Annotated in this window: 10 protein-coding genes and 1 tRNA gene; 5 read left to right on the forward strand and 6 right to left on the reverse strand. The window is 69.4% G+C overall.

All coding sequences use genetic code 11. The features are described 5' to 3' along the window. Nucleotides 1–134: 134 nt before the first annotated feature. Genes P3T39_RS04150 through P3T39_RS04165 form a run of 4 tightly spaced genes read right to left on the reverse strand, consistent with a single transcriptional unit; the run spans nucleotide 135 to nucleotide 4,787 of the window. The gene (locus tag P3T39_RS04150) at nucleotides 135–1,394 is read right to left on the reverse strand and encodes an ATP-grasp domain-containing protein (protein ID WP_280695920.1); all 1,260 of its coding nucleotides are present in this window, start codon (nucleotides 1,392–1,394) and stop codon (nucleotides 135–137) included. Beyond that, nucleotides 1,391–2,605: an ATP-grasp domain-containing protein gene (locus P3T39_RS04155; RefSeq protein ID WP_280695922.1), complete on the reverse strand. Its 1,215-nt coding sequence runs from the start codon at nucleotides 2,603–2,605 to the stop codon at nucleotides 1,391–1,393. Before P3T39_RS04155 ends, P3T39_RS04150 begins: the two co-directional genes overlap by 4 nt. Further along, nucleotides 2,605–3,927: a hypothetical protein gene (locus P3T39_RS04160; protein WP_280695924.1), complete on the reverse strand. Its 1,323-nt coding sequence runs from the start codon at nucleotides 3,925–3,927 to the stop codon at nucleotides 2,605–2,607. Before P3T39_RS04160 ends, P3T39_RS04155 begins: the two co-directional genes overlap by 1 nt. Before the next feature lie 11 nt (nucleotides 3,928–3,938). Continuing rightward, on the reverse strand, nucleotides 3,939–4,787 hold the full coding sequence (locus P3T39_RS04165) for an ArpA protein (protein ID WP_280695925.1): 849 nt from the start codon (nucleotides 4,785–4,787) through the stop codon (nucleotides 3,939–3,941). Nucleotides 4,788–5,444: 657 nt separating this feature from the next. Here P3T39_RS04165 and P3T39_RS04170 point away from each other — a divergent pair. Next, a complete protein-coding gene (locus tag P3T39_RS04170; RefSeq protein ID WP_280695926.1) occupies nucleotides 5,445–6,959 on the forward strand; it encodes a carbohydrate binding domain-containing protein in 1,515 nt (504 codons plus the stop codon). Between the two features lie 153 nt (nucleotides 6,960–7,112). On the opposite strand, the gene P3T39_RS04175 is transcribed toward P3T39_RS04170, so the two are convergent. Continuing rightward, nucleotides 7,113–7,715: a LysE family translocator gene (locus tag P3T39_RS04175; RefSeq protein WP_280696086.1), complete on the reverse strand. Its 603-nt coding sequence runs from the start codon at nucleotides 7,713–7,715 to the stop codon at nucleotides 7,113–7,115. Nucleotides 7,716–7,939: 224 nt separating this feature from the next. Here P3T39_RS04175 and P3T39_RS04180 point away from each other — a divergent pair. From P3T39_RS04180 to P3T39_RS04190, 3 genes are all read left to right on the forward strand, one after another. Continuing rightward, nucleotides 7,940–8,013: transfer RNA gene (locus P3T39_RS04180), tRNA-Ala, on the forward strand. A gap of 139 nt (nucleotides 8,014–8,152) precedes the next feature. Next, nucleotides 8,153–9,625, forward strand: a complete 1,473-nt coding sequence (locus P3T39_RS04185) for an SDR family NAD(P)-dependent oxidoreductase (protein WP_280695927.1) — start codon at nucleotides 8,153–8,155, stop codon at nucleotides 9,623–9,625. 130 nt (nucleotides 9,626–9,755) lie between these two features. Then, nucleotides 9,756–10,772, forward strand: coding sequence for a TIGR04222 domain-containing membrane protein (locus tag P3T39_RS04190; protein ID WP_280695928.1), 1,017 nt, complete (start codon nucleotides 9,756–9,758; stop codon nucleotides 10,770–10,772). Nucleotides 10,773–10,880: 108 nt separating this feature from the next. Here P3T39_RS04190 and P3T39_RS04195 read toward each other — a convergent pair whose 3' ends face one another. After that, nucleotides 10,881–11,009 (reverse strand): hypothetical protein, encoded by a 129-nt coding sequence (locus P3T39_RS04195; RefSeq protein ID WP_280695930.1) that lies wholly within the window; start codon nucleotides 11,007–11,009, stop codon nucleotides 10,881–10,883. A 119-nt stretch (nucleotides 11,010–11,128) separates the two neighbouring features. Here P3T39_RS04195 and P3T39_RS04200 point away from each other — a divergent pair, with 119 nt between their 5' ends. Then, a complete protein-coding gene (locus tag P3T39_RS04200; protein ID WP_280695931.1) occupies nucleotides 11,129–11,698 on the forward strand; it encodes an NUDIX hydrolase in 570 nt (189 codons plus the stop codon). Nucleotides 11,699–11,755: the final 57 nt, after the last annotated feature.

Raw genomic sequence — 11,755 nt, forward strand, 5'->3', positions numbered from 1 at the left:
GCTCGGATGCGATTCGGTTCAGTTCCGAACGGTGGGCACCGCTCCCGGATATCCGCTGTGATCCCCGCAGCGGGAGCGGTGCCGCTGTCCGACCTCGGATCCGCCGGCGGGGTGCGGCGGATTCGGCTCGCCTCTCAGCCGACCGGGCCGTTCTCGGCGACCAGGCGGTTCATCGAGCACCACTCACCGATCTCGTCGAAGGTCTTCGTGGCAGTGCGCTCGTCGGGGGTCTCGACGATGAACCGCTGGATGGCGTCCACGCTCGACTTGGGGCCGTCGTAGGACTGGCCCATCCTTCCGAGCACGTCGTAGCGGACGACTCCGGCCAGGTCGCACCGGGCGGGCAGGGCGAGCAGCTTGCCCTTCGGGGCGGTCTCCAGGTACCACCCGAACCGCCTGGCGCCGTCGAGCTCCCCGAGCCGTGCCAGCACCTCCTCCTCCAGACCGCACTGCAGGAGTGCGTGCGCCTCGAAGAGATCCACACCGGTTGCCAGCTCGTAGCAGGGGCCGACGCCGGCTCCGCCGCCGCGGCTCGCCACCTCGCAGAAGTACACCCGGCCGTCGTCCGTCACGAAGAACTCGGCGTGGAACGCACTTCCTCCCGTGTCCGGCAGCGCCCTGACGACGCGCTCGACGCTGTCCGTCAGCAGCTCGAAGACCTCCGAGCCCGCCTCGACCATGGTCGACGTCAGCGCCCGGGAGTCCTGGTAACCCAGAGTGCTTCCACCGTATTTGGAGACCGTGACGCCGTACACCTCGTTCGCCTTGGTGAGGCCGTCGACATGGAACATGTCGCCGTCGACGAACCTCTGCACCAGCACCGGTGCCGCGAAGGTCACCTGATGCTCCCTCAGCCAGCGGTCGGCGTCGGCCCGGTCCCGCAGGACGAAGGTGTTGGTCGATCCGGCACCGTCCACCGGCTTGACGACCAGGGGCAGTTCCAGGTCGCGGATGGCGGTCATCACCTCGAAGGACGATGCGGCCACCACGAACTCCGGCACCGGGACGCTGCCCATGACCGCCTGGTACATCCGGGGCTTGATCCGGTAGGCCAGAGCCGAGTCCAGTCGCTGACCGGTCTCGACGCCGAGCAGCTCGCGGAGTTGGGCGGCGAAGATGAGGCCCTTCTCGTCCAGGCACACGACGTGCCGGATGCCGAACCTCTCGTGCCAGGCCTGCGCCTGTTCGACGGTGGCGTAGTCGTCGTAGAGGTTCTCGACCCACCGCCACTCCTCGACGCTGCCGACGCTCTCCAGGAAACTCGGGTAGTTCAGCTGGTTCGTCGCGTTCCTGGAGGCGATCAGTACGACCCGGAAGCGGTCCGACAGCCACTGCACCAGTGGGATGGCGCTCAGGTCGAACGGGGTGAGAACCAGTACCGTTTCCTGTGTCATCGGGCCACCGCCGTCGCGAAACGGGAGACGGCGTCGCTCATCATCGCGTCGAGCTCCGACTCCGAGCCGCTTCGGACCAGTACGAAGCCGTCGAGGTCGACCGAGGAGATCTGCTGCCCCGCCTGCGCCGATCTGCGCAGCATCCGTTCGCCGACCCAGCTGGCCTCGGGGATGATCGACTTCACAACGCCGGGGTCGCACGCCGTGGGGACGCCGATCCACCCCACCAGGTCACGGCCGGGCTCGGTGACGGCGGGCGCCGGGACAGGGCCGCCGAACGTGGCCGCCAGCAGCAGCTCGAAGGTGTTGACGCCGAAGTACGCGTCCACCTGGTCGACGATCCCGAGCCCGCCGGGCCGAGCGGCCACCTCGCACAGCACCAGGCCGTCCGGCGAGTCGAACACCTCGCAGTGGAAGTAGCTGTGGACACCCTCGACGAGCAGCCCCAGCTCCCGCAGCACGGCAGTGGTGAACTCGCTCATCCTGCGGGCCTGTGCGGACTCCTGACCGATCATCCTGGTCGACACGGGAGTCGAGAACTCCAGGATGTCGGATCCGTACCTGCTGACGGTGTGCAGATGCACCCGTCCGTCCAGGACGAGACCGTCCACATGGTAGAGATCGCCCGCTACGAACTCCTCCGCCTCCAGGTGCGCGGGGGTGTAGAAGTTGGCCCGCAGGCCGGCCCGCAGCAGTTCCTGCAGGCCGGACTCGTCGCGGACGACCTGCGCGCCCACCGAGCCGCCGCCCATCCTCGGCTTGACGACGAACGGGAACCCGAACTCGGCGGCGGCGCTGCGCACATCGAGGCCGGTGTCGACCGTCGTGAACCGCGGGACGCGGATTCCCGCCGCTCGCAGCCGCTCCTTCATCAGGACCTTGTCACGGAAGAGCAGCGCCGTCTCGGACTTCAGCCCCGGTATCCCGTACCTGCTGCGCAGTTGCGCGGCCCGCAGCATGTCCACCTCGGAGAGGGCGATGATCCCCCTGCAGTCCGTGGACTCGACGATCCGTGCCGCGTCGTACTCGACGAGGTTGTTGACGTCGTAGTTCTCGTACACCGAGATCCGCTCCGGGCTGACGCCGCCGGAGGTGCTCCGTACCTGGCTCTTGGTCTCGTGGCACAGCAGCCACATGTCGAGGCTCTCGGCGATGCTCGTGTACGCGAACTGGGTCAGGGGGTGCCGGCACAGGGCGATTCCGGTGCCCATCACGCCCCCAACTGCTGCGCATAGGCGTAGTCGGCGACGAAGTCGTCGAGCGACTTGGCGTAACGCCCGCTCTGGGCCAGGACGTTCTTGATCCGCCTGCTGTACTCCTTGGCGGTGTCGTGCATCGAGTAGTACATGTCCCAGCCCCACAGGCCGGCGAAGTAGCGGCCGTCCGACTCGAAGTGGATCTCGGGGAGGAACGTCGTCCACTGGAACGGTTCCACCGGCGAGCGCCGGTAGGGCGAGCCACCGATGAGGTCGATGACGACGGACCCGGGTTCGATGTCCTGCTCGGCGTTGGCGTTGGTGATGATGTAGTCGGTCTGACCGGGGGTCTCCGCGCCGTTGATGATGAGCCGGGCGGAGCGCAGCCACTGCGGGAGCTCGGCCGGGGCGGTCTGCGGACGGCCCAGCAGGGTGAACTCCACCGACTCGTTCCTCAGGTGCTCGAAGGCACCCATGGAACAGTTCCCGTAGCCCAGCACGACGGCCTTGGGCTCACGGCGCCCGTGCAGCTTCCGGTACAGGTCCAGGCCGTACTTCGCCCCGCCGATGCCCACCTCGCGGATCTGCCCGATCGCCCTGGTGGGCTTTCCCAGTTCCTCCGCCAGCAGGATGCCGTCGCCGTCGTGTCCCGTCGCCGAGTCGGCACCGAGATCGACCAGCGCACCGTCGGTGGCGCGCAGGACGCTTCCGAACCGGGTGACGCGGACGTCCGACGAGCCGTCACCGCTGCTGTGCTGCACGGCGCCGGCCTTGGCGTACTCGACGTGCAGCGGGCTGCGCCCGTACCGCATCAAGGCCCTCAGCAGGCCGTTGACGTAGTCCTGGTCGGCGGAGTCCTCGATACGGACGAGCGGGCTCGGCCCGAGAGCCCTGTGGTCCACCCGCCCGCCGGCACGAATTCCGGCCAGGTACTGCTCCGACGGCTCCTGAGGCAGCGTCACGGACTCCATGGCGATGAGTCGGACGTTCTTCTGCTCCAACAACCGCTTCCGCTCCGGAAAGCAGTAGAGGTGCCCCATGGAGAACATCGTGGTCCCGGGTGAAAGCTGTGCGATCTCGGACGCGGACGGCCCCTTCAGCTTCACCACCAAGTCTTTTCCGGCATAGCAGGACGGGTACGGCTCTACCGTCGCACCCTCCATCTCGTATTGGGTGTCGATATAACCGATACCTTCGCCGAGACCGCGCTGGATGACTACGTCGAACCCGTTTGCGATATAGGCTCGGACATCCTGCGGAACCAGTGTCGCCCTGAGGTCGTGCCCGCCGGGATTCTCTTCGCAGTCGCTTTCTTTTGCGAACAGGATTTTCGTCATGGCAGGCCTCGTCAGTCGGTGTAGACGGCGTTGGTGGTCTCGTAGGACTTCTCCTCGAGCCAGTCCTTGAGGCTTGCGAACGTCAGGTTGATGATGATGCGCTCGACACCCTCGGTCTGGATCGGCACGGTGCGGTGCAGGCTGGTGTCGGTCTTGAAGATGTACGACTCGCCCGCGCCGTGGTAGTAGGTGCGGATCGCACCCTCGGCCAGCTTCTCGTGGACGGCGGGGTTCTCCTTGTCCCACGGGGTGTGCGGAACCGACTGGAGCATTCCACCGTGCTCGATCGAGGGCGCCTCGGCGATGAAGATCCACGCGAACTCGTGGTCACCCCAGTGCCACCCGTGGGTGTCACCGGCGCGGTTCTGGTGGGTGCCGGTGATCTTCTCGTCCTCGAAGGTGGCGTCCAGGATCGGCGTCCCGACCACGGAGGTGAGCAGCGCGCGGAACTCGGCGGAGTTGTACAGGGCCGTGAAGAGCTCGCTGTGCTCCTGGAACAGCGAGTTCGGCAGGCTGCCGAGGCGTCGCGGCGTGTTTCCGGTGACCGGGACGGTGATGTCGATCCGGCGGGTGTTCAGGTCGGCCAGCTTCCGGGCCTCCGCACGCAGCGCGGTGACGAGCTCGGCGGGTACGAGCCCGGTCGTCCGTGCGTAGTGCTCCGCGGAGTACTGCTTCTTCGCGGCGCCGAGCGCGCCGGTGATCGAGTCCTTGTTGCCGGCCACGATCCGGTCGATCTCGGCGACCTTCCGGACGTCGACGTACTCGCCCGGGGTGTTGCCCTTCGCCAGCAGTTCCTGGGCCGCCAGCCGCGTGACGTAGGCGGGGTTGACGGCGACCTCGGCGATCTCGGTGATGGTCATGGTCCAGCTCTCTTCTGGTAGCGGATTTCCGGCGTACGCCATTTCGGTGAATTCTTCGCGAGTCAGGTCGGAGAACAATTCGAATAACCTGGTACGGACCTGCGAGCCGAACTCGGCCGGCCCCTCACGATGCTTTCCATCGGCGTTTCCGGTATTTCGATTACGAGGAGGACGCTAGTTGGGGGCCATGACCCGGTCAACCCATTCCCGGAGCAGCGAACACCGCCCATCGGCCGCGCAGGGGAGGCCCGCAGCCGTCGAATTCGTAAAGGCATGCAGGTCACGGCCGTGTGGTAACACCCGGAGCGGCCGCACCGCACCTACAGGTGACCCCCGTGAGAGAGCGGGTGAGTCTGTCAAGTTGCCCGAACCTGGCACGGGCGCCGCAATACCCGGTCGATCAGCCGCGCCTGCCGCAGCACCACCGCACGGCCTTCGCCGCACCTCGCCCACAGCCCCCCGGAGGGCGGGCACCCGCCGGAAGGCCGCGGGAGCAATCCGAAATCTGACGCGATCGCTTGACGAGCACAGTTGGTCTAGTCCATTTTGAAGTCATGGCGGGCCCCACCCGCCGTCTTCAGGACCACCCCACAGCCAGCCACCGGCGCCCCCGCCCCGCGCCCGGTGCTCCCGGCACGTCCCGAAAGGCAGCCCCACATGCCACGCGCGCTCAACCACCCGTCTGCCGCGCCCAGTCGGCGCCCGCGTCGGGCGAAGCTGCTCCCGATCGGCTGCGCCGCCGCGCTCGCGGCCGGTGCTCTCACCACCCTGGCCGTCAACGCCAGTGCGGCGGACGGCAATCTGCTCGCCAACCCGGGATTCGAGAGCGGTTCGCTCGGACCGTGGAGCTGTTCGGCGGGGACCGGTTCGGTCGTCAACACCGGTGCCCACAGCGGCTCGTACGCGCTCCAGGGTGCCGCGAGTGCCAGTGACACCGCCCAGTGCAGTCAGACCGTCAGCGTTCAGCCGAACACCGCGTACTCGCTGAGCGCCTGGGTCCAGGGGCAGTACGTCTACCTCGGCGCCACCGGTTCCGGCGTCACCGACCCGGCCGTCTGGACACCCGGCGGCAACTCCTGGCAGCAGCTCAGCACCAGCTTCACCACCGGGGCGAACACCACCAGCGTCACGGTCTATCTGCACGGCTGGTACGGCCAGGGCTCCTACCTCGCGGACGACCTGGTGCTCGGCGGCCCCGGCACCACTCCCCCGACCACCCCGCCGCCCACCGGCGGCTCGCCGACGCCGTCCCCGAGCTCCAGCCAGACGCAGACGCCGCCGCCCCCGAACGTCGCGGTGCCGGTGGCCCCTTACGTGGACATGGGGGCCTGGCCGACCCCGTCACTCAAGGACATGGCCGCTGCCGGCAACCTCAAGTCCTTCACCATGGCGTTCATCACCGCGCCCAACGGCTGCAAGGCGTCCTGGTTCAACGCCTACGACCCGCGCTCCGGCTGGGCCAAGGACCAGATCGACGCCATCCGCGCGACCGGCGGTGACGTCAAGGTCTCGTTCGGCGGTGCCTCCGGCGCCGAACTCGCCCAGGCATGCTCGACGGTGGACTCGCTCTTCGCCGAGTACGACGCCGTGGTGAAGGCGTACAACCTGAAGTACGTGGACTTCGACATCGAGGGCACGGCGGTGGTCGACACGGCCGCCAACGACCGGCGTTCGGCCGCGCTCGCCAGGCTCCAGCAGGCCCACCCCGGCCTGAAGGTCTCGCTGACCCTCCCCGTGCTGCCCGAGGGCCTGACCGCCGACGGGGTCGCCGTCGTCCGCTCCGCCCGCGACGCCGGGGTCGACCTCGACCTGGTCAATGTGATGGCGATGGACTACAACCGGCCGAGCACCGACTACGGTGACGCCGCCGTCCAGGCCGCGCAGTCCACCCACGACCAGATCAAGGCGCTCTACCCGGCCAGGACCGACGCCCAGCTCTGGGCGATGACCGCTGTCACCCCGATGCTCGGCGAGAACGACGACCACAACATCTACAACCAGGCCGCCGCCCAGCAGTTGGTGAGCTTCGCCCAGCAGCACCACCTCGGCGAGCTGGCCTTCTGGGAGATGACCCGGGACGCCGCCGCCTGCACGGGTGCGCTCTTCAAGTGCACCAACATCCCGCAGACGCCGTACGAGTTCTCGAAGATCTTCGCCAAGTACACCGGCTGACGCCTGCGGCGGCCGACACCTCGGGCCGGCGGCCCGTCAACCAGGGTCTGTCCTGCGGATCTCCCCCGAACGGCAGCCATGCACTGCCTCGGCTCACAGGACCATCCGGGGATCCGCCGGACAGGCCCTGTCCGGCGGATCCCCGCCGACCCGTCAGGGCGCCGCCAGCGCCGCCTGCGAACGGTCGGCGGCGATCTTCAGGGCGAAACCCGCCAGCGCGGTGCCCATGGCGTAGCGGTGGATCCGCTGCCAGAGCGGGCGGCGGACGAAGAAGGCGGAGACCGAGCCCGCCGTGATCACGAAGAAGGCGTTCCCGGCCAGCCCGACCGCGATCTGGGTCAGCCCCAGCAGCAGGCTCTGAAGGGCGACATGGCCGTGCTGCGGGCTCACGAACTGCGGCAGCAGCGAGACGTACAGGATCGCGATCTTCGGGTTGAGCAGACAGGTGAGCAGGCCCATCAGAAAGAGCTTCCCGGGCGGGTCGACGTCGAGCTCTCGGGGCGTGAACGCGGAGCTGCCGCCCGGGCGGACGGCCTTCCAGGCCAGCCAGAGCAGGTAACCGGCACCGGCCATCTTGATCGCCAGATAGATCTCCGGCACAAGTGCGAACACCGTCGCGATCCCGGCCGTCGCCGCGACCAGATAGACCAGGAAACCCAGCCCGACGCCGGCCAGCGAGATCATCCCGGCCCGGCGCCCCTGGGTCACCGAGCGCGATACCAGATAGATCATGTTCGGCCCAGGGGTGAGCACCATTCCCAGTGCCACCACCGCGATTCCGACTATCGCTCCGAAGTCCACCGCATGCCCCCGCTCACTCGTTCGCCCGTTCGCCCGTTCGATGTCACCGCGGCACCGAAGCTAGCATCTCGGGGCGCTTTGATGCATGCGCATATGCCTGCCGCCCAGGCCGGTTGCCCGGGGCAGCCCGCCCCCGGCCTCGCCCGCCCACCGGCCCTACCGCTACCATGCACAGCGTCACCCGGCGTAGCGCAGAGGCAGACGCGCCACGATGGCATCGTGGAACACACCGGTTCGAATCCGGTCCCGGGTGGCCTCTCAGGTCCCGCAGCACACAGGCAGTCACCCAGGCAGTCACCCTGCCGACTCCCGGCACACCCGCCTGGTCCGACTCCGGCCGGGGCCAACGCCACGACGGGGGTGACCAGTTGCAGCAGGACGCGCCATCGGGCATGCCCCAGGTGCCCGAGATGTCGGACGAGGAACTCGCCGCGTACGCGCGGACGGTCGGCCGACTGCGACGGCTGCCCGCCGACCACCCGACCCGGCTGCACGCCGAGAGACTCGCCGAGTCCTTCGTCCGCGAGGGCCGGCACCGAAGGCGACAGGTCGAGCGTGGGAACCGGGCTGCCGCCGACGCCGCCCTGCTCCGCGCAACCGTCACCGGCGCACCGGACCGCCGCGAGGACGCACCGCTCGCCCCGCCCCCGTCACCGGCTCCGTCGGCTCCGTCGGCTCCGTCGGCTCCGTCGGCTCCGTCGGCTCCGTCGGCTCCGTCGGCAGCCGGAATTCCCCAAGCCCCGCTCGGCGAGCTGCACCGTCCGCGCCGCTGCTATGTCTGCAAGTCGACATACCGTCAGGTGGACGCCTTCTACCACCTGCTCTGCCCGGGCTGCGCCGCCGACAACGCCTCCCGACGCGACCTCTCCACCGACCTGCACGGACGCCGCGCGCTGCTCACCGGCGGACGCGTGAAGATCGGCTTCCGGCTGGCGCTGATGATGCTCAGGGACGGCGTGGAGCTGATCGTCACCAGCCGTTTCCCGCAGGACACCGTACGCCGCTTCCGGGCCGCTCCGGGCAGCGAGAAGTGGCTGAACCGGCTCACCGTGGTCGGCATAGATCTGCGCGACCCCCGTCAGGTCATCGGCCTCTGCGATCAGTTGCGCGCCGAGGGCAGACCGCTCGACATTCTGGTCAACAACGCGGCCCAGACCCTGCGCCGCCCGCCCGAGGCGTATGCCCTGCTGATAGCGGGCGAGCAGGACGCTCGACCCCCCTCCGGCGCAGCCGTGCTGCACGCTCCCGGTTTCCGCCTGATGCCCGCGCTGACCGCCGCCTGGCCGGCCGCCGAGCTCGAAGCCACCACGTCGCGGGACGCCGGCCCGGCCGGGGAGATGGCCCGGGTGGCCGACGAAGCCGGACTGCTGCCGGACGCCGCGCCCACCAACTCCTGGTCGGCCCGGCTCGGCGAGCTCGATCCGGCCGAGCTGCTGGAGACCCAGCTGGTCAACTCCCTTGCCCCGGCGCTGCTCTGCGACCGGCTGCTCCCCCTGCTGCTCGCCTCGCCGCATGCCAGGCGCTACGTCGTCAACGTGACGGCCGTCGAGGGCCGCTTCGCCGTCCGCAACAAGACCGCAAGCCACCCGCACACCAACATGGCCAAGGCCGCCCTCAATATGCTCACCCGCACCAGCGCGGCCGAACTCGCCGGACAGGGCGTCCACATGTGCGCCGTGGACACCGGCTGGATCACCGACGAGAACCCGGCCCCGAAGAAGTCCCGGATGGCCGCCCACGGCTTCCGCACCCCGCTCGACGTCGTGGACGGCGCCGCCCGCGTGTACGACCCGATCGTGCGCGGCGAGGCGGGCGCACCACTGGCCGGGGTCTTCCTCAAGGACTACCGGGAAGCCGCCTGGTAGTCCCGACAGGGCCGGCAGTGGGCGGGCCGACGTATTGCAACGGGGTCCGGACCGGCCCGAGAATGATCTGACTGAACATCAGAGAGCCCGGGACGAAACGGTCCTGGCGGCCGAGACCCGGGGGGCCTCCGTGTGGATCGTTGCACTCGTCATCGCCTGTCTGCTCGTGGGCACAACCCTGCTCCGCGCGCGGGCCGCCCGCCGGCGGATGCTCGGCGCGGCCGATCTGGGTGCCCCGAAGACTTCGGCGCCGGCTCTGTACGACGTGGCGTGCCTCACCGGTTCCGAACGCCGGGTGGTCGAGGTCGCGATCGTGGGCATGCACGAGACCGGGCGGCTGATAGCCGCCCGGTCCGGCAAGGTCACGATCACAACCAAGAAGGCACGCGACCCCGTCGAGATGTCGATCCTGCTGGCCGCGGGCACGACCTGGCAGCGCGATCTGCTGGAACTGATCCGGGAAGCATCGGCGGGCAAGGCCGCCCGCGATGTCCGCACCGGACTCGTCCGGCACGGGCTGGCCCTGGATTCGAGCCTGCGCTATGCGTTGATCCAGGCCGTCTATCGGGTGGAGAGTGCACTGGTGGCGGCCCTCGTCCTCGGCGGGCTCGCCGTTGGATGGGTCCTCTGGCAGGAACAGCAGGTCGTATGGCCGATCACCGCGTTCGCGGTCCTGACCGGGTCGGGATTCATCATCAAACGCCGTATGTGGCCCGGCGGCGCCACCGCGACACCGGCGGCCAAGCAGTATCTCGCCCTGGCCCTCAAGGAGAGTCCCTGGCGGCCCCACAGCGACGCGGGTGTCGACGAAGCGGGGGCCGCGCGGCTCGGCGCCGTCGCACTGCGCGGGCTGTCCGCGCTGCCGAACGGGCACGATCTTCTGACGGCCAAGGAAGGCTCGGACACCAGGAGCAGGACAGTCGTCAGGACGGCGGCCAGGAGCAGGTCGGCAGCGTCCCGTCGGCGGTCCTCCCACAGTTCCTACACGTCCGGTGACAGCGGTGGCGGCGAGCTCGGCTTCTCGTGCGGCGGCGGGGGCGGACACAGCCACGGCGGCGGTCACTCCGGGTGCGGCGGGGGTGGGCACTCGGGCTGCGGAGGGGGTGGGCACTCGGGCTGCGGAGGCGGGTGCGGAGGCGGCTCCTGACCGAGGGGACCGCAGGCCCCTGAGAGGCGCTCACGCCGACACCACTGCCCCCGGCGCTGTCGGGTAGCGTCCGGGGGCTGGGGTTGGTGCTTGGCGTGCGCCGGCGTGTTACAGGCCGGTCTGGTTGGTGAGGCCCTCCTCGGCCCAGGCGTTGTCGTTGTCGTGGTCGACGGTCTCCAGCAGGTCACGGTCGTTCGGCTTCTGGGTGAAGACGTGGATACCACCGTTGTTATCCACGACCCCCTGCTCGCCGCCTACCTCGTCCTCGCCATCAGCCCCTGACGCTCCATCACCGCAGCAGCCCCGGACCGGTCCGAACGGCACCGCCCTCCCCTCCGGGGGACTACGATCTCCGGATGACGGACACCACGGACAGAACAGCGGAACTCGCCGACCTGGCAGCGCGGTTCCCGAGCCTGCATGCACCTCAGCGCTGGGCCTGGGGCGGAATCGACGCCCAGTTCTCGGCGGAACTGCCGCCGGACGAACTGATCACCAACATCCACCTGGTGGGGTTCTCGGACGGCAAGGTGGTGCTCTGCCGCGACATCCGCGGCCACTGGTTCCTCCCGGGCGGCACCCGGGAGGAGGCGGAGAGCATCGAGTCCTGCCTGGTGCGGGAGTTGCGCGAGGAGGCGGGCGCCCGGCTGGCCGGACCACCGGCGTGGATCGGCGCGCACCGCTGTGTGACGGACAGTCCGGTCCCGTACCGGCCGTGGCAGCCCCACCCGGAGAAGGCCTGGCTGTGGGGGTGGGCCGAAGTCGTGGTGGACACCGAGCCGACCAACCCCGCCGACGGCGAACAGGTCGTGGAGGTCCGGGCCGTCCCCGCCGCCGAGGCCCAGCACCTGCTGGTACGCGGCCGCGATGCGTGGTGGGGCGAACTGGTCGCCCTCGCCGTCGAGTCCCGCTCCAAGGCCGGCTGACGCGCGAGCCCCGGCAGCTTCCGACCGGCCCGGCTCCGACCGCCCCAGCTCCGAGCA

Origin of the sequence: Kitasatospora sp. GP82, from assembly GCF_029892105.1 — a bacterium.
Classification (GTDB): Bacteria; Actinomycetota; Actinomycetes; order Streptomycetales; family Streptomycetaceae; genus Kitasatospora.